Raw genomic sequence first — 20,765 nt, 5'->3', positions numbered from 1 at the left:
ATGATGGGCGGATTTGACTAGGGCACGCTGACCTTGACCGATCACACGAGGGAGGCTGAGGATGATGCACGATCTGGTTGATCTAGGGCGATATCCGATCGATTGTCCGGACTCGGCGGCATATGAGCGGTTGATCGAAGACTTGCGCCGCGAACTGGATCAGGACGGATGTGCGGTACTGCCTGGATTTGTCCACGAAGACGGTTTGTCCCAGCTTTTGAAGGAAGCGGAAGCAACAGCGGACAATGCGCACCGCTCCTTCAATCGCACCAACGCCTATTTCACGCAGGATGATCCCCGGCTGGAGCTGAACCACCCGGTGCGCAGGTTTTATGACCGGTCGAACGCCTTTGTCCCGGCGGATAACTTTCCGAAGTCCGGTCCTTTGCGGCGGATTTATGAGTTCGAAGGTTTTCTTCCTTTCATCCGCGACGCGCTAAACGAACCCGAGGATCGGTTTTTTCGCTACGACGATCCATTGGCGGATGTGATTGTCAACGTGGTCGAGGAAGGCCAGGGCTTTCCCTGGCATTTCGACACCAACAACTACACTGTGACCTTGGCCATTCAGAACGGCGAGGATGGCGGAGCATTCGAATATGTTCCCAACCTGCGTAGCGCCGCGGAAGAGAACTTTTCAACGGTGGCCTCTGTACTTGACGGAAACCGGGCGCTGGTCAGGACGCTGGAACTGCAGCCGGGGGATCTGCAAATATTCAAGGGTCGGTACTCGCTGCACCGCGTGGCTCCGGTCAGAGGGGAACGCAGACGGTATGTCGGCATTTTTTCCTTTGTTGAGACGGAGGGAATGTGCGGCGGGGTTGAGCGTACCAGGCAATTGTACGGCCGTGTTTTGTCGCATCACCACGAACGGGAAGGTTTGCGAAAGGACCAGTTGTTGGATTGAGTGGGTATGGGGTACGACTTGGCGCAAGGTCTGAAAACGGAGGACCATATGTCAAAAGTACTGCAAATCACTCCCTTTGTTCTTTGTTCTTCCCTGCAAAACCAGATTGATTTCTATTGCGACCGGCTTGGATTTACCTGCGGCTTCCGGCAGGACAACTATGCGTTTCTGTCGCGCGGCCCGATCGCCATTCGTTTGCTGGAATGCCCGGTGCGCGAGGATGGCCGGCCGCTGGGCGACAATCAGTCTTTCTATATTGATGTCGACGGAATCGACGATCTGTATGAAAGTCTAAAGGGGGGGCTGGCTGATCTTCCTGATGGGCGCGTGCGTCCGCCATTTGATCAGCCATATCTGCAGCGCGAGTTCCACGTCCTCGATGAGGACGGAACGCTGGTGTTTTTTGGTGAGGACATCCGGCCGAGGTCATAGGGCAGGGGCTCCCGCCCAGAGTTGATGTGCCTTTGGTTGGGCCGCCTCCGATTGGGCCCGGCAGCGCTGCGCGCTGCGGTTGCGCTGGGTCAGAAGCCGGGGCTGGTACCTTGCAGCACGCCATGTTCCAGCGCATAGCGCGTCAGACCGGCAGTCGACGAGATGCCGAGCTTGCGCTTGATGTTCTTGCGGTGCGTTTCGACGGTTCTGACTGAAATATCCAGCGCAAGGGCCACTTCCTTGTTGGATTTGCCCTGCGCCAATTCTAGCAGAATTGTCTGTTCGCGTCCGGTCAGCGCCTCGCGTGCGCTGCCGCCCTTCGGCTGCAGCGATCCGCTGGCCCCGGTGCACAAATACTGCTCGCCTCGCATCACCGCGTCGATGGCTTGCTTGATCTCGTCGGTGGGGACGTCCTTGAGCACGTATCCCTTTGCGCCGTGGCTGAGCGCGGTGGAAATGTATTCCGGGCTGTCATGCATGGACAGGATCAGAATGCGCGTATCGGGCAGGCGCTCCAGAATGATCTCGGTGGCGCTGAGGCCGCCGAGGCCGGGCATGTTCAGGTCCATCAGGATGACATCGGGTGCCAGCTCGGTCGCCTGATCGACGGCCTCCTGACCGCTGCCCAGTGTTCCGACCACTTCAATTTCATCGAAACTTTCAAGGATCGATTGAATCCCCTCGGCAACCATCGGGTGGTCGTCGACGATTAGGACACGGATGGTCTGATCACTCATGTACCGGCCTTTCGGTTCGGAGTTGCGTCTTCCTGCGGTGGCAGCATGTGGCTGAGGGGCAGGCTGGCCTCGATCACTGTGCCGCTGCGTGGCGGGCGTGATGACAGAATGCGCAGGGAGCCGTCAAGTTGTTCGATGCGTTCCTGCATGTTGCGCAGGCCGATACCGGGGTTGGCAGGATCAGGCGTCGTGCGTAACCCCCGGCCATTGTCGGTGATCCGCATCGTTGCGCCTTTCTTGTGGCCGCGCAGGTCTATTGTAACACGGGTTGCGCCGGAATGGCGTTCGATATTGGTCAATGCCTCTTGCGCGATACGGTAGAGGGCGATCTTGCTGTCCTGATCCAGTCGGTTGCGGAAGACAACGGTCGAAAACTCGGTCTCGATCCCGGTGCGTTCGCAGAAATCATCGGTCAGCGCCTTCAGGGCAGGGCCAAGGCCCAGATCGTCCAGCACGCCGGGGCGCAGATCGCGGCTGATGCGGCGGACCTCGGTGATCGCGGAGCCAAGGTTGTCTATGCCTTTGTCCAGCGGGTCACGCGCGCCTTCGTCATCGCCACGCGACAGTCGGCGTCGGGCGTTGTCGAGGGCATATCGCACACCGACCAGAATCTGGCTGATCCCGTCGTGCAATTCGCGCGCTACGCGGCCGCGCTCTTCTTCCTGGGCGTCAAACACGCGCTGGGTCAGTTCCTTGAGCTTGGCATCCGCCAGCCTGCGTTCACGGACATTCAGCAACATGCCCGAGGCAAAGACAACCAGAACAGCAGCCAGAACAATTGCACCGAGATACATGAAGGTGCGTTGCACGCGCGCCTCGACTTCGGCGCGGGCAATGGCGACCGTGGCCACGATATCGTCGATGAAGACACCGGTTCCAACGGCCCAACGCCAGTCCTGCAGGCCGACGACATAGGCGATCATCTGGGCCTCTTCCCCGGTCGAGGGCTTTTGCCACATGAAGCTGTGCCACCCGGCGCCCTGTCGGGCAAGACTGATGAATTCGTCCACGATGGGGGTACCGTCGCTATCCGTCAGACCCTCCCAATTGCGGTTGATGAATTCGGTCTGGCGCGGGCTGACAAGGTTGTTGCCGTCATAGTCGTAGACGAAAAAGAAGCCGTCCTTGCCGTAGATCATCGCCGACAGGATCTGGGTCACAAGGTTCTGAGCGACTTTGTCATCCGTCGATGCGCGCCCGTAGATATACGCAAACCCGTTGCGCGCCTGCGTGACATAGTTTCGAAGTTCTTCCTTCTTCGCTTCGATCAGACGCCGTTCCAACGCCTGAATCTCGCGCTCGGCTGTCGCGCGGGACTCGTATGCCACGAACAATGCGATCGCGGCCACGGCCACAACCAAGGGTATTGCCGCCACAAGCGACAGCTTTTGGCCATAGGTCAGTGAAATCAGGTTTCGGAATCCCCACATGGCCGAATCGATACGCAAGCGCGACGCAAAATGCAAAATTTTTGGGTTTTTGATGCACAAGAGGCGTGAAATCCCTGTGCTTGGTAGCCCTTGCTGCGGCATTAACCTTCTAAAATAGCGAAAAAAACTGCGGCCTACGTAGTAGTAGGTATTCACATTCACATCTTGGTCATTAGGCTGACGCGCACTGAAAGCGACTATGCCCGGAATTGGCCCGGGTACTGAATATGTAGGGGAGGAACACTCATATGGATCGTCGTTCATTTCTGAAAACATCTGCTCTGGGCGGCTCGGCAGCTGCTGCCACCACGCTGGCGGCTCCGGCATACGCGCAGGGCAAGCGCACACTAACCATGGTAACCTCGTGGGGTCGTGGTCTGGCCGGTGTTTTCGACAGCGCACAGCGTTGCGCCGACAGCATCACGGCAATGTCGGACGGCAACCTGACTGTTGACATCAAAGCCGCCGGCGAACTGGTTGGCGCGTTTGAGGTTTTTGACGCAGTATCGTCGGGTCAGGCCGACATGTACCACGCGGCAGACTACTACTTCGTTGGTCAGCATCCGGGTTACGCGTTCTTCACCGCTGTTCCCTTCGGTATGACCGCTCAGGAAATGGTGAACTGGTACTACCAGGACGGCGGCATGGAGCTGCATGACGAGCTGGGCCAGATCTTTGGTCTGAAGTCGTTCCTGGCCGGTAACACCGGTGCGCAGGCCGGTGGCTGGTACTCGAAAGAGATCAACAGCCCCGATGACTTCAACGGCCTGAAGTTCCGTATGCCGGGTCTGGGCGGTAAAGCTCTTGGTAAACTGGGCGCATCTGTTCAGAACATCCCGGGTTCGGAAGTGTATCAGGCGCTGTCGTCCGGCGCGATCGACGGTACCGAGTGGATTGGTCCGTGGGCCGACGAGAAGGCCGGTTTCCAGGAAATCACCAAGGTTTACTACACCGCCGGTTTCCACGAGCCGAACGCAGGTCTGTCGCTGGCAACCAACCGCGACGTCTTCGAAAGCCTGACACCCGCTCAGCAGAAGATCATCGAGATCGCAGCCGCCGAGGCGCACCAGTGGAACCTGGCGCAATTCCTGGCCAACAACGGTGCGGCCCTGCAGCGTCTGCAGTCGGGTGGCGTCAAGGTCATGGAATTCCCGGACAGCGTTTGGGATGCATTCGGCAAGGCCAGCCAGGAAGTGCTGGACGAAAACATGGGCGACGATCTGTTCAAGAAAATCCACGACAGCGCAGTGGCATCGTCGACATCTTCGGCTGGCTGGCTGGACCTGTCGTCGGGTGTCTACACCACGCAGCGTAACCGCGTACGCGGCTAATCGCCAAAATCGTGCTAAAATGGTTTCCCCGCACCTGCGGGGAAACCTTTCCCGTTGCACATGCGCGGCCTGGACAATGCCGCCATAAACAGCAGTGCAACCGATACGACCTGGGGACAACATGCAGGACGAAAACGGTATCTCGTTCTTCGGCGCCCTGTGGAATGGACTGATTTGGTTCATTCAGAACATTGCCGAAGCCTTCTATAATTTCGGATACGCCATCACGCATCCGCAACTCTGGCTGAATTGGTCGGACAAAGAAGCCATCATGCGCTTTGTCTACTATGGCGGATCGGTCGAGTTCTTCTTTGTAGTTTTCACACTGTTTCTGGTTCTGACGGCCATCGGCCTGTATTTCCGGAACTTCATGTGGGGCATGGTGCGCGGTCTGGAAGGATTCGCGAACACGACGGGCCGGTTCTTTGCCTGGGCGGGCCTTCTGATGGTTATCCAGCAGATCGTCATCGTCTTTATGCAGCGCGTGTTCGCACGGCCAGACATGGCTTTTGGTATGGGTATCCCGTTCCAGATGGACATCAGCTGGTATGCTGAGGAACTGAAGCTATACAACGCGATGGTCGTCTGCCTTTGCTGTACCTACACATTCGTGCAAGGCGGCCACGTGCGCGTTGACCTGATTTACGCGGGCATCAGCCACCGCGCCAAGCGCGTGGTCGACATGCTGGGGGCGTTGTTGTTCATGATGCCGATGGCGGTGCTGACCTGGATGTATGGCTGGTACTTCATGTGGCGTCACCTGATCGTCCCGAAGCCGTCGGCCAGCGACACGCTAGATCGTCTGGTGATGAAGTCCCGCGCCCTGCGCTGGAACGTCGAAACCATCGGGTTCAGCCCCAACGGATTCAACGCCTACTTCCTGTTCAAAATCCTGCTGATTGCATTTGCCGGAATGGTGTTCCTGCACGCAATCGCGTTCCTGTACCGCTCGTATCTGGAATACGTGGAAGGACCGGACAGCGTTGGAAAATACCTCGACAAGGACAGCCTTGGCGAGGGTGAAGAAGCCTACGAAGGCGCACATTAGGGACGGAGACCCAGACTATGTTATTCGGACTTGATGGCGTCGAGATAGGCCTCATTATCGTATTCTTCTGCCTTTTCGGGGGCATTCTCTCGGGCTTCCCGGTGGCGTTTGCCATCGGCGGGGCCGGTATCATCTCATTCGGGATCATCGCGGCACTGGACAGTGCCGGGCTGCTTATCCATCAGGCGATCGACACAGGCTCGCAAGCCTATCGGGATGTTGTGAACTCGGGCGTCAAACCCGACGTAATATCCGTGTTCCGATACCCCGACTTACCTAGGATCGCAGAGCCGGTCTTTGTGCAGGGGTGGGAAACCGCTTTGGACCGCAACGTATCGTTCATCGTGAACCGTATGAACGAGCGGGTCCTGGCCGGGCAATCCATCGAGACCCTGTTGGCCGTGCTGATGTTCGTCCTGATGGGCATCACGCTGGAACGTTCGAAGATCGCGAACGACCTGCTGACCACAATGGCGCGCGTTTTCGGCCCGCTGCCGGGTGGTCTGGCCGTGTCGATCGTGGTCGTTGGTGCTTTCCTTGCGGCCTCGACGGGTATCGTTGGTGCGACCGTTGTGACCATGGGCCTGCTGGCGTTGCCGACCATGCTGCGAAACAACTACTCGCCTGAACTGGCGACGGGCGTGATTGCAGCATCGGGCACGTTGGGGCAGATCATTCCGCCTTCGATCGTTATTGTTCTGCTGGGGACGCTGGCCGGCGACCTGTATTCGACCGCGCAGGAAACCCGCGCTGTTGAGGCAGGTTGCACCGACGCGCTGACCTATCTGGGTGAGCCCGCGGTGGTCTCGGTCGGGACGCTGTTCCAGGCGGCTTTGCTGCCGGGGATTATGCTGGCCTTACTCTATGCGCTCTATGCCTTTGGGTACGCTCTGCTGAACCCGGAAAAGGCACCGGCCGTTGAGATTTCGGGCGGCAGCGGTGAGCCTATCACCCGGGCCGAGGGCTTGACCTGGTTGCTGGGCGCGCCGGTGGCGCTGATCGTTGGTGCAATTGTGCTGAGCAGCGCAGGTGTGATCGGCAGCCAGAATACCTCGGTTTCGGCTTTCTCGGATATCGGTCAGGGCGCCTCGCTGCGGACCAATGTCTCGGCTGAGTGTCAGGCTTCGATGATCGAACTGCACGGTCAATCCGCCTGGGATCAGGCCGTGGCCGAGCAGGAAGCCATCGATGCCGCGGGTGGAACGACCCAGGCTCAGCGCCTCAGCGAAGAAGAACTGACCGCTGCACGAGAAGCCAAGATCGCAGCTGCCGCCCCTATCGGGACCGGTGTTGCGGTGATCGTGGTGCTGCTGGGTCTGACGCTGGTTCTGGGCCGGGGTATTGCCCCGTCGCGTCCGGTTCAGCCGCTGATCGTGGGGGCCATTGGCTTGCTGCTGATGCTGTTGGTGGATGTCCTTCTGATCGCGCCGACGACGTCGGCGGGGGCGACCTTCCTGCTGTTGGCAGTGCCTTTTGCGCTGGCCATTTATGGCTGCAAAGAAGCTGCTGCGCGCTGTGCAACCAATGATCTGATCCGGGTGGTTTTCCCGCCCCTGGTTTTGATCATCGCGGTTCTGGGCTCGATCCTTGGTGGTGTGACCAACCCAACTCCGGCGGCTGCGCTGGGGGCCGGTGGTGCGATCATGCTGGCGGCCTATCGCAAGCTGCAGGATCAGGGCCGGTCGGGCAAGGTGATCATTTGGTCGACCTTTGCGGTCATCATCTGTCTGTTGATGGGCGTGAACTTTGATCTGCGCGTCAATCAGGGCGGTGTTACGGTCGAAACCTGGATCGCGTTCGTGCTGGCCTACGCGTCGTACCTCTACGCATTATTCGGTCTGATTTTCGCCTGCTGGGTTCTGTTTGCCAGCGGGGTTTTGACACCGGTCGTGCGTGAGACAGCCAAGGTGACCTCGATGGTCTTCACCATCCTGATCGGATCGCAGCTGCTAAACCTGGTGGTGATCTCGTTCGGAGGTGAGCACTATATCCAGCAATTCCTCAAGAGCTTTGACAACGAGTTCACGGTCTTCCTGATCGTGATGCTGGTGCTGTTCATTCTTGGGTTCGTGCTGGATTTCCTCGAGATCATCTACATCGTGATCCCAATCGTTGGCCCCGTGATCTATGGCGGGTCGTTCGATCCCAAATGGGTGACGATCATGGTGGCGGTGAACCTGCAGACGTCGTTCCTGACGCCTCCGTTCGGGTTTGCGTTGTTCTACCTTCGCGGCGTTGCGCCCAAAGAGGTCACAACGGGCCACATCTATCGCGGTATTGTTCCGTTCGTGATCATTCAGGTGGTCGGGATTGCGATCCTGTGGTTCTTCCCGACGATTGTGACCATCATTCCGGATTTGATCCCGAACTGATGGAATCGTTTGATCTAAATTGAAAAGGGGGCCTGCGGGCCCCCTTTGCTTTGGAACTGGGGAAGGGGCCAGCCCCTTCTTGGCCTGCGGCCAATTCTACCCCGAGGTATTTTGAGCCAGATGAAGAGCGGATCAGGCGAACTGGATCAGGTCCCAGCGGTTTCCGTACGGGTCGCGCCATACCGCGACTGTGCCATAGGGTTCGTGGCGCGGCGCTTCCTCGAATTGCACGCCTGCGGCCGTCATGGCTGTGTGGTCACGGTTGAAATCGTCCGTTTGCAGGAAAAAGCTGACGCGCCCGCCCGCCTGATTGCCCACGGCGGCAATCTGACTTGGGCCGTCTGCTTGGGCTAGCAGTAAAGACCCATTGCCTGAACCGGGTGGGGCGACCCGAACCCAGCGCTTCCCATCGCCAAGATCGACATCTTGCAGCAGTGCGAAGCTGAGAGTTTGGGTGTAAAACGCGATGGCATCATCGTAGTCCGGCACCACGAGGGTGACGGCGAAAAGATTCTGTTGCATGGGGGGTTAGCCTTTGGTGGGGTGGCGGTCGGGCAGTTGGATGCTGGCAACCTGCTCGGCGATTGGTGCCGTGGACAGGGGGTGGTGGCTGGGATCAATCAGTTCGGTCGGATTGCCAACGCTGATCCAGTCGCCCTGATAATACGCCTCAAGTCCTGAAAAGCGCGCTTTGTATCCCATCTTTGGGCTGCCGGGCACCCAATAGCCAAGATAGACATAGGGCAAGCCCGCCTCACGCGCGATATCGATGTGATCCAGGATCATATAGGTGCCCAGAGAGTTTTGCGGTCTCTTGGGATCGTAAAACGAGTAGACCATGCTCAGACCATCATCCAGAACATCGGTCAGGCTGACGCCGATCAGATCGCCGGATTCAGGGTCGGCGTATTCCACAACGCGGCTACGGATCGGGGTTTCCTCGATCATTGCGGCGAATTCGAACACGTCCATATCGGCCATGCCGCCATCTGCGTGGCGCGTGTCCAGATAACGGCGGAACAGCTCATATTGCTCGTCCGTCGCCCAGGGTGAGTTGGCCTTGCGCTGCAGATACGCATTGCGTTTGGCGGCGCGCTTCTGGCTTTTGCTGGGGCGAAATGCCGAGACGTCTATCCGGGCAGACAGGCAAGCGGCGCAATCCGAACAGGACGGACGATAGAGAACGTTCTGCGATCGCCGAAATCCTTGCTGAGACAGCGAGTTGTTCAGCTGATCCGCACCTTCGCCCTGAAGGGCGGTGAACAGCTTACGCTCCATCCTGCCCTCAAGGTAAGGGCAAGGCTGGGGTGCCGTCACATAGAATTGTGGCGCTATTGGCAGCGTGTGTCGCATGAACGTCCCGTGTCTCCTGCGACCAGATGATAGCAACCGATCCCGGAACCGCCAAGTGATTCACGCCGTTGAATTTTTTACGCGCGCTGGTTGATCATGACCGTTCCAAGGAACGCATCGGTAAGTCCCTGGCAGCGGGCGCTGGTCAGCATCATGACGACCGAAATGATCTGAATGATCGGAAAGGCCATGCTGACGAAATAACCCGCCGTGTGGGCCACAGCTTTGCCCGTATCCATTCGGGAACCGAAGGAATCCCGCAACTCGATCCCCATGAAGCGCATGCCCAATGTCGCCGACCCGTTTGCGATGGTCACGACACGATAGATAAAGCTGACGACGGCATAGATCAGGGCCAGGATAAACAGACCCATTCCGAAGGTCAGCAGGATCGCCACCGTACACAGCAGCGAGATGAAGACGATGTCGAATAACCAGGCGATAAAACGTTTGATCGCGACAGACTGATAGAACTCAGGCTGTCTGTCTGGGTCGGGCAGGTGGGTCATATTGTGTTTTCCGGGTGAGAATTTTGGACACCCTGTCCCGAAATGCGGGACAGGGCAAGGTCGGCTTAGGCGCGGTCGCCGTTTTCAGCCTCATCGCGGTTTTCGCGGGCGCGTTCGTCCATGAACTGGTCGAACTCGGCTTTGTCCTTGGCTTCGCGCAGGCGACGTAGGAAGGCTTCGAAATCCTGCTGTTCGCGCTCCAGTCGGGCCAGAGTGTCGGACTTGTAGGCGTCAAACGCGCTGTTGCCGGATGGCTTCATCGCGCTCATGTGGCTGTGCCATGATTTGCGACGGCTGCAGGATTTGCTGAACATGCGTTTGCTCCAGATCATATAGGCCAGAAGAGCCAGGCCAACGGGCCAGAAAAAGATGAAACCAAGGACCATGGCGGCGATCCAGGCCCCTTTGCCCTTGTCATCCATCCAGGCTTCGGCGCGGTAGAGCCACCCCGGGTTCTCAGGGACGGCGTGGTCGGACAATGCGGTCATTTCGTTTCTCCGGGTTGATGTAAATTGCGTTCACATTGTCTAGATGGGTGCTGAAAGGGTGGTTGCAAGGGGTCAATGTGAAAATGATTTACATTTTGCGATTTTTGGGGCGTTGACCTTGCTGAGGAACAGGCGCACTTTCCGCCTATGCAACACGTTGAAAACCCTTCGCCTCCGTCGCTCGATGAAATTCTGAATCTCGAAAAGCAAGTCTGGACTGCCCTGATGGAGGGCAATGCCGCTGCCGACCGGGCGCTGTTGAGCGCGGATTTTTTGGGGGTGTACCCGACCGGTTTCGCCAACCGGGATGACCATGTGGGGCAATTCGCCGACGCTCCGACGATGGCGCGGTACGAGTTGAGCGAAACTCGGCTGCGGGTTCTGACCTCGGATATCGTTCTGTTGTCCTACCGCTCCGATTACCAGCGACCCGACTCTGAGGAGTGGGAGGCGATGCTGATTTCGTCCTTATGGGAACGACGACATGATGTCTGGGTGAACAGTTTCAGTCAGGACACGCCGTTGGAGGGGAAATGACAGGGCCTCTTTCCATTCAGCGCGTGCCGCGTGCCTTTGATCAGTCGCTTGGGGACGACGCGCGCGCTGCGGTCAATGATATCACGCCTGAACAGGGCGAACTGCTCGCCGGTACGGCGGGGTCCAGCCCTTATCTGAAAAGCTTGATCGACCGCGAAAAAGACTGGCTGGTCTCGGCTTTGCAGCAACCTGATCAGGCGATGGCCGAGGTTCTGGACGCCGCGCACGCGCTGCCGCCCGATCAGTTGAAACCGGGCTTGAGGCTGGCTAAGCGCCGCATGGCCCTGCTGACAGCGCTTGCGGATCTGGCGGGCGCGTGGCCATTAGAAAAGGTGACTGCGGCGCTGACGGATTTCGGTGCGCTGGCTGCAGATGTGGCGGCCAAGGCCGAAATTGCAGCCCTGATCAGGCGCGGCAAACTGCCGGGGATGGGCCCGGACGATGTCGAGACCGCCGCCGGAATGATCATCCTGGCGATGGGGAAAATGGGCGCACACGAGCTGAACTACAGCTCGGATATCGACCTGATTGTTCTGTTTGATGAGACGCGGTTCGACCCAGATGATTTCTACGATGCGCGTCAGGGTATGGTCCGGGCGACGCGAAATTTCTGCGCCACGCTCAGCGACAAAACGGCAGATGGCTATGTCTTCCGTACCGATCTGCGCCTGCGCCCCGATCCGGCGGTGACCCCGGTCTGCATGGCGGCTGAGGCGGCCGAGCGATATTACGAAAGCCTTGGCCGTACATGGGAACGGGCTGCGTACATCAAGGCGCGCCCCTGCGCCGGTGACTTGGCCGCCGGGCAACGTTTTCTGGAAACACTGCGCCCGTTTGTCTGGCGGCGGCATCTGGATTTTGCCGCCATACAGGATGCCCATGACATGCGCCTGCGTATACGGGAAAACAAGGGCACCGGGGGTGCCCTGACGATCCCGGGCCATGACATGAAACTAGGGCAGGGCGGTATTCGCGAGATCGAGTTCTTTACCCAGACCCGCCAATTGATCGCAGGGGGACGTGACCCGGATTTGCGCGTACGCGGTACGGTGCCAGGACTGGCGGCGCTGGCCAAAAAAGGATGGGTGCCGCAGGATGTGGCTGACAAATTGACCGATCATTACCGTGCTCACCGTGAGGTCGAGCACCGTATCCAGATGGTGCATGATGCCCAGACCCATAAGGTGCCTCGGTCGCCTGACGGGATTGAGCGCGTCGCCTGTCTGATGGGCATAGACGCTGTTGAGCTGACTCAAAGCCTGACCCACCGGCTGACAGAGGTGCACGAACTGACTGAAGGGTTCTTTGCGCCGGGCTCATCAACACCTGCACCTGCTGGGGAAGCCAATTTCGACAAGAACATTCTGGCCCGGTGGACAACTTATCCCGCGTTGCGCTCACAACGGGGCGCGCGGATTTTTGAACGTCTCAAACCCGAGCTACTTTCGCGTCTTGGCAAGACCGCCCAACCGGACGAGGCGCTGCAGGCGCTGGATGGTTTTCTTTCAGGACTGCCTGCAGGTGTTCAGCTGTTTTCGCTGTTCGAGGCCAACACCCATCTGATTGATCTATTGATCGATATCGTCGGCACGTCCCATGCTCTGGCCGCGCACCTTTCGCGCAACGCTTCGGTTTTTGACGCTGTGATCGGCGGCAGTTTTTTTGATGTCTGGCCGGGGCAGGCCGCGTTGCAGGCGGATCTGGAACAGGCTTTGGCACAGGAAACGGACTATGAAAGCCAGTTGGACTTAGCCCGCCGCTGGTGCAAGGAATGGCATTTCCGCGTGGGTGTTCACCACCTGCGCGGGCTGATCGACGGAGAGAGGGCAGGACAGCAATATGCCGAACTCGCCAGCGCCGTGATTGCGGCGCTCCTGCCGCGCGTGACGGAACAGTTCGCCCGGAAACACGGGCCGGCCCCTGGTCGGGGTGCTGCCGTTTTGGGCATGGGGTCGCTTGGGGCAGGGCGGATCAACTCGCAATCTGATCTGGATGTCATCGTGATTTATGACCCACTGGATCAGGAAATGTCCGAGGGTCCGCGCCCTCTGGCCACCCGGACTTACTATGCACGGTTCACGCAGGCGCTGATCACGGCGCTTTCCGCGCCCATGTCGCAAGGCCGGCTCTATGAGGTGGATATGCGTCTGCGCCCGTCTGGCAATCAGGGGCCGGTGGCGACAAGTTGGGCAAGTTTCACCAATTATCAGCAGAATGAGGCGTGGGTTTGGGAGCACCTGGCCCTGACTCGATCGCGTGTGATTGCAGGTGAAGAAGGGCTGACAAAGGACATCGAGGTGTTCCGCGCGAGCTTTCTGTCTCAGGTGCCAGATAGCCAGAAGGTTCTGCGCGAAGTGGCCGAGATGCGTGCTCGACTGGCCGCCGCCAAGTCGCCTGCGGGGATATGGGACGCCAAGAACGGACCTGGTCGCATGATGGATATTGAGCTAATGGCCGAGACAGGCGCACTGCTGTCCGGGTCCACGCAGCGCGACGTGCATTCCGGTCTGGACGGTGCCGTCGCTGCCGGGCTGTTGGACGTCGCACAGGCACAAACGTTGAAGGACTGCTACGACCTATGCTGGTCTGTGCAATGCGCAGCGCGTTTGCTGTCTGGTAAGGTGATCGAGGCCGATAAGATTGGCGAGGGAGGGACCGCTTTCCTGTGCCGCGCGACAGGCTTTGAACAAGTCGAACAGCTGCAGGCCGCACTGCAGGAAAGCTACGCCACAGCCGCCGGGATCATCGGTGGCGTGATCAGAGAGGATGACAATGGCGCAGAGTAAGGATCCAAACGATCACAAGGGTCTGATCCGCGAGGCATATCGCATCGAGGGTATCACTTTGCCTGAATGCCGCAGCATCTTTCTGGACTGGGCGCTGAGCCTGCCGGCCGAGCGGGACCAGCAACAAGCGCTGACCGATCTGCATGCGGCATATTCCCAACAAGACGCCGACCATCCCATGACGCAAGTGCTAGCAGAAGGGCTGCAATCCGCAAATGCACCCAAGCGGCGCGGCGGCTGGCGATCACGCGACCGCTAGGGCTTTCCCCCGGTGACGTTCGCGACTAATAGGGCGTCATGACCCAAACTGCCGATCGCCCCCGTATTCGTTTGAAACCCAAAGCCAACGCGCGCGGGCTGCGCCATGGCTTTCCCTGGGTTTATGCCAATGACATCGTGACAGACCGGCGGACCCGCAAGATCGCGGCGGGGGCTTTGGCCGTGCTCGAGGATGAAAAACGCGCGCCAATCGCGTTGGTTGCGGTAAATCCCGAGTCTAAAATCATGTGCCGCGTTCTGGACCGTGATCCGGAGGCTCTGCTGGATGCAGCATGGTTCGAAACTCGCCTACGCCGCGCGTTGGAAATGCGCGAGCGCCTGTTCGACGCGCCGTATTACCGCCTGATCCACGCCGAAGCCGACGGTTTTCCTGGCGTCATCATCGACCGGTTTGGCGATGCCTGTGTAATCCAGCCGAATGCAGCCTGGGCTGAGGCGCATCTGGAAATTCTTACCGATGCACTGGTCAGCGTAACCGGTGTGACGACGGTGCTGAAAAACGCATCGGGTCGTACCCGTGGCCTTGAAGGTTTGGACGACGTCAACCTCACTCTGCGCGGATCCGCGCCGCAGGCGCCACTTCCGGTGCCGATGAATGGTGCCACTTACATGGCCGACCTCACCGGAGGGCAGAAAACCGGCCTGTTTTACGATCAGCGCCCGAACCATGCGTTTGCCGCACAGTTGGTGCAACCGGGGGCGCAGGTGCTGGATGTCTTCAGCCACGTGGGCGGTTTTGGCCTCGCCATGCTTGCAGGTGGTGCGGGGCAGGCGCTTTCGGTCGATGGCTCTGCCGCCGCTTTGGAGCTTGCAGCGAAAGGCGCGCAGGCCTCTGGCTTCGAAGGGAAATTCCAGACACGGCAGGGCGATGCTTTTGATGTCCTGACCAAACTGGGTGAAGAGGGGGCGCAGTTCGATGTCGTGATCTGCGACCCGCCCGCATTTGCGCCATCAAAACAAGCGCTGGACGCAGGTTTGCGCGCTTATGAACGCGTGGCCCGTCTTGCTGCGCCGCTGGTGAAACCGGGCGGCTATCTGGGTCTGTGCTCCTGCTCCCACGCAGCTGATCTGGGTCGGTTCCGCGATGCCTCGTCACGAGGGATCGGGCGCGCGGGACGGCAAGCCCAGCTGATCCACACGGGATTCGCCGGTCCGGACCATCCGCAACTGCCGCAACTGGCTGAAAGCGGTTACCTCAAATCCGTGTTCTATCGGTTGTGAAGGCGGTTCTGGATACCTGCGTCATCTATCCCACGGTGATGCGAGAGATGCTGCTGGGCGCGGCCCGGTTGGGTCATTTCACACCCGTCTGGTCCGCGCGCATCCTTGAGGAATGGGCGCGCGCCGCACGAAAGCTCGGGCCCGAGGGCGAAACACAAGCCCGCGCAGAAATCGTTCTGGCACAATCTCAGTGGCCCAAGGCCGAGTTTCCCGCTGCACCGGGCATCGAACAACGCCTGTGGCTGCCGGACAGCGCCGATATTCATGTGCTGGCGACGGCCGTGGCGTCCTCTGCGGACGTGATTGTCACGGTGAATACCAAGGACTTCCCCCGAAACATCCTGTCTGAAGAAGGGCTCGAGCGTCGCGACCCCGACACCTTGCTACATGGTTTCTGGCAATTTGACCCCGAAGGTATGACCACTACAGCCAACCGCGTCCTGTCCGAGGCGAACCGACTTTCGGGAGATCAATGGACTTTGCGTGGCCTTATGAAAAAGGCGCGCCTGCCACGTCTGGGTAAAGCCCTCACCACCTAAGTCCGGATCCTCTTCATCTGGCCAAAAATACCTCGGGGAGCGCGAGGGGCTGGCCCCTCGCTGCCTTAACCTAGCCGTCCGTACCCCACCGCCGTTCAAGAGCCTCCAGCGCCGCGACCCGTTCATCTGTTTTGGGATGGCTCATCAGCCAGGCCGGAACGACCCCAGCCCGTTGCTGGGTCAGATCTTCCAGCTTGTGGAACAGCGATTTCTGGGGCCCGATCCCGATTCCTGCCTTGGTCAGCAACGCGGCAGCGTATTCATCGGCCTCATACTCATCACCACGCGACAGACGCGACGCCAGAAGGTGGGTGAGCATATTTGCAATCCATGCGCCGATGAAAGGAATGAAGCGGTTGAACAGCAACATCAACGCCGTCCGCAGGGCATTCTGCCCGGAAAAGTCAATCATTCGACGCCGTGCGTGCCCCAGTGCCACATGTCCAAGCTCATGGGCGATGACACTTGCCATCTCTTCAGCGGTTACCTCGCCGCTGCGGAATTTGCGGTAGAACCCGCGTGTTATAAATATCCGGCCATCCGGTGCCGCCAATCCGTTCACGGGATCAATTTCGTAGATGTAAACGGGAACCCGATCGATCTCGAGCGCAGCCGCCAACCGGTCGGTCATGCGTTTGAGGGCCGGGTCCGCCAGTTCCGTCGATTTGGCATCCAATTCGCGATGTGTGCGCCAGACGGAAATCCGGTACATCACAACGGCATAGGCAATGGCCAGCAGGATCGGGGTTAGGCGAAGCATGGTATAGATATGGGTTCCGCTCGCCGCAGGGGCAACAGAAAAACGCGGTCGAAGTACAGATACAGTGTTCGCTCTCGACCGATCAACGTGCGGTGATCGAATGTAACCCGGCGGCGGTTCGACTTGTCGGAGGGCAGTCCGAGCCATAGCTTAGGGTTATGTGGTCTTTTGCCCATATCCGCCCGGACTATAGTCGTGCTGAACGCATCAGCGACGGTGTTGTTCATGTGTTGGGCTTGACCGCTGCGGTTGTCGCTGTGCCCTTCCTCATTATTCTGACGGCCCTTTATCGATCGGAGTCCGCTGCGGTGCTGGGGGCCACGATCTATGGTGTCACGCTTATATTGATGCTGACGTTTTCTGCCCTCTACAACATGGTGCAATCCGACAAGTGGGCTGATCTGCTGCGGCGCCTCGATCACTCGGGGATTTACGTTAAGATTGCGGGTACTTACACGCCATTCATTCTGCTTTCGGGTGTTCAGATGCCCGGGCTGATGATCGGTCTTTGGTCGTCCGCGACACTTGGGTCGATCTTGAAAATGGTCGACCCACACCGGTTCCGCTGGTTCGGGCTGGCGCTTTACGTGTTGATGGGATGGGCCGCGGTTTGGGCCGGTCGAACTTTGCTGGCCGACTTGTCACAACCTGTCGTCGTCCTGATGATCGCCGGCGGAATCGTCTACACAGTCGGCATCGCTTTCTATCTTTTGGAGTGGCTGCCGTTTCACAACACGATCTGGCATGTCTTTGTACTGACTGGCAGCGTGTTGTTTTTCCTTGCAGTTTCGTTCCGGATTGCGTGGGCACCGGTTTTGCAGGTTTGATCGCGTTTCCCTTTAACGGGTCAGTTCCCGCATACCCTGTTCCAGACCGGCAAGGGTCATCGGCACCATGCGGTCCTCGAAAATCTCGCGGATCATGCCAATGGAATGCGTGTATTCCCAGTACTTTTCAGGCACCGGGTTGATCCACAGGTTTGACGACCACTGATCCCGCGCGCGCTGCAGCCAGACCTGACCGGCCTCCTGGTTCCAGTGCTCGTTTGCGCCGCCGGGATAGGCGATCTCATATGGGCTCATCGAAGCATCGCCGACAAAGATGCATTTGTAGTCCGGGCCATAGGTCCGGAGTACCTCATGCATCGGGGTCTGCTGGTCCCAGCGACGGCGATTGTCACGCCAGACGCCTTCATAGAGGCAATTGTGAAAGTAGTAATATTCCAGATGCTTGAACTCGGTTCTGGCGGCCGAAAACAGCTCTTCCACAACCTTGATATGTGGGTCCATCGAGCCGCCAACATCCAGGAACAGCAGCACCTTGACCGCGTTGTGACGCTCGGGCCGGGTTTTGACGTCCAGATAGCCATGCTCGGCCGTGGCGCGGATGGTACCGTCCAGATCCAGCTCATCCGCAGCCCCTTCGCGCGCCCAGCGACGCAGGCGTTTCAAAGCAACCTTGATGTTGCGCGTGCCCAATTCAACCGTGTCGTCCAAGTTCTTGAATTCACGCTTGTCCCAGACTTTGACCGCGCGCTGATGGCGGCTTTCCTTCTGACCAATACGCACGCCTTCGGGGTTATAGCCATAGGCCCCGAACGGCGACGTCCCGGCGGTACCGATCCATTTATTGCCACCCTGATGGCGGCCTTCCTGATCCTTGAGACGCTCGCGCAGGGTTTCCATCAGCTTGTCAAAGCCGCCAAGTGCTTCGATCTCGGCCTTTTCCTCTTCGCTGAGGTGTTTTTCGGCCATCTTGGCCAACCACTCGGCAGGGATGTCGACGGCTTCAAGCACCTGCTCAAAGCTGATCTCGTCCAGCCCCTCAAAGCTTGCAGCAAAGGCGCGGTCGAACTTGTCGATACTGCGCTCGTCCTTCACCATTGACACACGAGCCAGATAGTAGAACGCCTCGACGTCATAGGTGGCCAGACCCTTCTTCATGCCTTCCAGAAAGGTCAGGTATTCGCGTAAGGATACGGGAATACCTGCTTTGCGGAGGTTCTCGAAAAAGGGCAGAAACATGCGTTACCCCACCAAACGGACAAGGACCAGGGACAGCACCAGACCCACAAGAGCAAAGGCGATGCCGTAACCGGCGGCATATTGGGCCATATCCGCGCCGCTGCCGTTGCGTTTACGTGCGGCCAGCGCCCCAAGGATCGCCCCCAGTATCGCCATTCCCAAAACTACGACCATGCGTTATCCGCCTCTGTTGTTGGTGGACGGAGCTTCGGCAACTTCCTGCATCAGTGACCGTACCACGACTTCCGAGCCAAAGCCGTATCGCGCCCATGCCAGACTGTCCAGCCTGACGGAACGTGCCTGGTTTGGACGCCCGGCCTGATTGAGCGCTTCGGATTTCAACAGCAGCAGTGTGGCCAGCTGAGAGGCGTTCTCGGCGCGGGTCATAACCGCGATGGCTTGGTCCAGTTCAGGCAGGATTTCAGGTCCTTTGCCCTGGGCAAGCGCGAAAGCCGCTGTCTGGGTCGTTACATAGGCCTGATGAATTTCAGTTCCCGGTGTAGAGCGCAGAAATTGCATGGCAATTCCGTATTGCTGCAACGCTTCCCGAGGGTTGTCGAATTGCGCCATGCGCCCCAGGATATAATGCGGATAGGCACGGCGATGGTCCGTCCAGCCCTGAGCCTTTCCGATCTGAACGGCCTTTTCCGCGGCTCTCACTCGGGTGCGTGTACCTGGCCCCGGACCTAGCGATTTTTGAACGGCGTTGATCCATTCACGTGGGGTTTCTGAAACAGGTTGTTTGGGCAGCGCGTTCCCACGCGGGTTGAGGCGACTGAGAATACCGGGCAGCGCGGCTTCGACCTGTTCGCGGGTCATGCCACTCTGCAGTTGCGGCGAATAGGCTGTCCGCAGGATCAGCATGTCAAAGCCGGTCAGAATGGTGTGGATGTTGTCATCGTTAAACACCGAATCCGGCAGGTGATACAGATCGTTAAGCGGCCCCAACGCCTGCGCCAGCTCTTCATGCAGGCAGTCGCGTTTTTCCTGTGGACTGGCGTCATACGGAATAAAGATGCCCAGACGTTCGCGGCTGCGCAGTGCGGTCCAGCTGCTTTTCCGTTTCCGTCGATCCTTGCGGTATTCCTCAAAGCTCGAGGCGTTGGGCACCACGAAACAGGCGGCTTGCGGCAAAAGACGCTGTATCTGGCTTTGGCTCACGGCCTCGATGGTGATGTTTGCCTGACCCTCGGAAATCTGCCGGATATCTATCCCGGCTTCGCGCTGCAGCCGTGACAGCAAACGGGTCAGGTCGCGCTGCATCGAAGGCGTCGGCGATCCCGTCAGGCGCACAGTGACCGGCGTTTCGAACCGGGTAAACGCGGGCAGGGTTGTGCCGCCTTCCAATGCAAAGTGCAGCGCAATGAAATCATCCGCGATGTTCGCGTTGGAACGGGCGGGCGCTATCGGGCGGGTCGAGTTGAACGCCTTGGCTGGCGGCAGATTTGCCTCGATCACCTTGACGCGGGTCTGCGGTTCAGGCGGCGTGACCGACGTGCACCCGGCCAGTGTCAGGCCGGCGAGGATCACGGCCCATCGCATCATGGACGCTGGTACCGGATGAAGGGTGTCTCTTTGCCGATACGATCATAAAGTTTGCGGGCGGTGTGGTTGAAATCCTGAGTCAGCCAATAGACCGAAGGTGCGCCCTGTCGGTCGGCCTCGTCATAAACCGCCTGTATCAGCGCGCGCCCAACGCCGGTCCCGCGAGATTCGGGGCGGGCAAACAGGTCTTGCAGGTAGCAGACGCTTTCGACTTTCCACGCATGGCGATGAAATAAGTAATGGGTCAGGCCGACCAGCTTGCCGTCCGCCTCGGCCACGAAACACGAGAAATCGTTGGGGTCATCCCCCAGCAGCCGCGCGAATGTGCTGTCGTAGATCTCATCCGGGACAGATGTCTCATAAAACGCCAGATAGTCGCGCCACATGTCGGCCCACTCGGCACGGTCTTCAGGCCGCAGTGCTCGGATTTTCAGGGTTTCGGGCAAACAACGGCTCCTATGTCATCA

22 protein-coding genes are annotated in these 20,765 nt (G+C 58.9%); 11 read left to right on the top strand and 11 right to left on the bottom strand.

From position 1 onward, the window contains the following. The first annotated feature begins 61 nt into the window (after positions 1-61). Both ACR0J0_RS01405 and ACR0J0_RS01400 read left to right on the top strand, forming a co-directional pair. The gene (locus ACR0J0_RS01405; RefSeq protein ID WP_480660727.1) at positions 62-907 is read left to right on the top strand and encodes a HalD/BesD family halogenase; all 846 of its coding nucleotides are present in this window, start codon (positions 62-64) and stop codon (positions 905-907) included. Between the two features lie 48 nt (positions 908-955). Beyond that, positions 956-1,339: a bleomycin resistance protein gene (locus ACR0J0_RS01400; protein ID WP_480660725.1), complete on the top strand. Its 384-nt coding sequence runs from the start codon at positions 956-958 to the stop codon at positions 1,337-1,339. Positions 1,340-1,428: 89 nt separating this feature from the next. On the opposite strand, the gene ACR0J0_RS01395 is transcribed toward ACR0J0_RS01400, so the two are convergent. Next, entirely contained in the window at positions 1,429-2,076 is a 648-nt protein-coding gene (locus ACR0J0_RS01395; protein WP_480660723.1) for a response regulator transcription factor, read from the bottom strand. Then, entirely contained in the window at positions 2,073-3,506 is a 1,434-nt protein-coding gene (locus ACR0J0_RS01390) for a cache domain-containing protein (protein WP_480661203.1), read from the bottom strand. The genes ACR0J0_RS01395 and ACR0J0_RS01390 overlap by 4 nt, the downstream gene beginning before the upstream one ends. Positions 3,507-3,754: 248 nt before the next feature. Between ACR0J0_RS01390 and ACR0J0_RS01385 the strand changes: the two genes are divergently transcribed. From ACR0J0_RS01385 to ACR0J0_RS01375, 3 genes are all read left to right on the top strand, one after another. Continuing rightward, a complete protein-coding gene (locus ACR0J0_RS01385; RefSeq protein ID WP_480660721.1) occupies positions 3,755-4,837 on the top strand; it encodes a TRAP transporter substrate-binding protein in 1,083 nt (360 codons plus the stop codon). Between the two features lie 121 nt (positions 4,838-4,958). Then, complete coding sequence (locus ACR0J0_RS01380; protein ID WP_480660719.1) at positions 4,959-5,885, top strand: TRAP transporter small permease subunit; 927 nt, start codon at positions 4,959-4,961, stop codon at positions 5,883-5,885. Between the two features lie 17 nt (positions 5,886-5,902). Next, entirely contained in the window at positions 5,903-8,257 is a 2,355-nt protein-coding gene (locus ACR0J0_RS01375; protein ID WP_480660717.1) for a TRAP transporter large permease, read from the top strand. Positions 8,258-8,389: 132 nt separating this feature from the next. On the opposite strand, the gene ACR0J0_RS01370 is transcribed toward ACR0J0_RS01375, so the two are convergent. From ACR0J0_RS01370 to ACR0J0_RS01355, 4 genes are all read right to left on the bottom strand, one after another. Beyond that, positions 8,390-8,779 (bottom strand): VOC family protein, encoded by a 390-nt coding sequence (locus tag ACR0J0_RS01370; RefSeq protein WP_480660715.1) that lies wholly within the window; start codon positions 8,777-8,779, stop codon positions 8,390-8,392. Positions 8,780-8,785: 6 nt separating this feature from the next. Then, the gene (locus ACR0J0_RS01365) at positions 8,786-9,610 is read right to left on the bottom strand and encodes an arginyltransferase (protein ID WP_480660713.1); all 825 of its coding nucleotides are present in this window, start codon (positions 9,608-9,610) and stop codon (positions 8,786-8,788) included. A gap of 77 nt (positions 9,611-9,687) precedes the next feature. Further along, a complete protein-coding gene (locus ACR0J0_RS01360) occupies positions 9,688-10,119 on the bottom strand; it encodes an RDD family protein (RefSeq protein ID WP_480660711.1) in 432 nt (143 codons plus the stop codon). A 65-nt stretch (positions 10,120-10,184) separates the two neighbouring features. Next, positions 10,185-10,607, bottom strand: coding sequence for a DUF2852 domain-containing protein (locus tag ACR0J0_RS01355; protein ID WP_480660709.1), 423 nt, complete (start codon positions 10,605-10,607; stop codon positions 10,185-10,187). 147 nt (positions 10,608-10,754) lie between these two features. Between ACR0J0_RS01355 and ACR0J0_RS01350 the strand changes: the two genes are divergently transcribed. From ACR0J0_RS01350 to ACR0J0_RS01330, 5 genes are read left to right on the top strand one after another with little or no spacing between them, the layout of a single operon-like run. Then, on the top strand, positions 10,755-11,144 hold the full coding sequence (locus tag ACR0J0_RS01350) for a DUF4440 domain-containing protein (protein ID WP_480660707.1): 390 nt from the start codon (positions 10,755-10,757) through the stop codon (positions 11,142-11,144). Further along, positions 11,141-13,930 carry a [protein-PII] uridylyltransferase family protein gene (locus ACR0J0_RS01345; protein ID WP_480660705.1) on the top strand — a complete coding sequence of 930 codons (2,790 nt, stop codon included), beginning with the start codon at positions 11,141-11,143 and terminating at the stop codon, positions 13,928-13,930. Before ACR0J0_RS01350 ends, ACR0J0_RS01345 begins: the two co-directional genes overlap by 4 nt. Beyond that, positions 13,917-14,189 carry a hypothetical protein gene (locus ACR0J0_RS01340; protein WP_480660703.1) on the top strand — a complete coding sequence of 91 codons (273 nt, stop codon included), beginning with the start codon at positions 13,917-13,919 and terminating at the stop codon, positions 14,187-14,189. Before ACR0J0_RS01345 ends, ACR0J0_RS01340 begins: the two co-directional genes overlap by 14 nt. Before the next feature lie 38 nt (positions 14,190-14,227). Next, on the top strand, positions 14,228-15,430 hold the full coding sequence (locus tag ACR0J0_RS01335) for an RSP_2647 family RNA methyltransferase (RefSeq protein WP_480660701.1): 1,203 nt from the start codon (positions 14,228-14,230) through the stop codon (positions 15,428-15,430). Next, complete coding sequence (locus ACR0J0_RS01330; RefSeq protein WP_480660699.1) at positions 15,427-15,969, top strand: RSP_2648 family PIN domain-containing protein; 543 nt, start codon at positions 15,427-15,429, stop codon at positions 15,967-15,969. Before ACR0J0_RS01335 ends, ACR0J0_RS01330 begins: the two co-directional genes overlap by 4 nt. Positions 15,970-16,039: 70 nt before the next feature. Here ACR0J0_RS01330 and ACR0J0_RS01325 read toward each other — a convergent pair whose 3' ends face one another. Further along, a complete protein-coding gene (locus ACR0J0_RS01325) occupies positions 16,040-16,729 on the bottom strand; it encodes a M48 family metallopeptidase (protein WP_480660697.1) in 690 nt (229 codons plus the stop codon). 158 nt (positions 16,730-16,887) lie between these two features. Here ACR0J0_RS01325 and trhA point away from each other — a divergent pair, with 158 nt between their 5' ends. Beyond that, on the top strand, positions 16,888-17,556 hold the full coding sequence (gene trhA / locus ACR0J0_RS01320) for a PAQR family membrane homeostasis protein TrhA (protein ID WP_480660696.1): 669 nt from the start codon (positions 16,888-16,890) through the stop codon (positions 17,554-17,556). Positions 17,557-17,568: 12 nt separating this feature from the next. Here trhA and ACR0J0_RS01315 read toward each other — a convergent pair whose 3' ends face one another. Genes ACR0J0_RS01315 through ACR0J0_RS01300 form a run of 4 tightly spaced genes read right to left on the bottom strand, consistent with a single transcriptional unit; the run spans position 17,569 to position 20,744 of the window. Next, the gene (locus tag ACR0J0_RS01315) at positions 17,569-18,753 is read right to left on the bottom strand and encodes a vWA domain-containing protein (RefSeq protein WP_480660694.1); all 1,185 of its coding nucleotides are present in this window, start codon (positions 18,751-18,753) and stop codon (positions 17,569-17,571) included. Between the two features lie 3 nt (positions 18,754-18,756). Further along, positions 18,757-18,927, bottom strand: coding sequence for a hypothetical protein (locus ACR0J0_RS01310; RefSeq protein WP_480660692.1), 171 nt, complete (start codon positions 18,925-18,927; stop codon positions 18,757-18,759). A gap of 3 nt (positions 18,928-18,930) precedes the next feature. After that, positions 18,931-20,298, bottom strand: a complete 1,368-nt coding sequence (locus tag ACR0J0_RS01305; protein WP_480660690.1) for a DUF2927 domain-containing protein — start codon at positions 20,296-20,298, stop codon at positions 18,931-18,933. Further along, positions 20,295-20,744, bottom strand: a complete 450-nt coding sequence (locus tag ACR0J0_RS01300; RefSeq protein ID WP_480660689.1) for an N-acetyltransferase family protein — start codon at positions 20,742-20,744, stop codon at positions 20,295-20,297. Before ACR0J0_RS01300 ends, ACR0J0_RS01305 begins: the two co-directional genes overlap by 4 nt. Between the last annotated feature and the right edge of the window lie 21 nt (positions 20,745-20,765).

This window comes from Ruegeria sp. BF12 (assembly GCF_056538705.1).
This window is presented reverse-complemented; position numbering and strand designations above follow the sequence as displayed.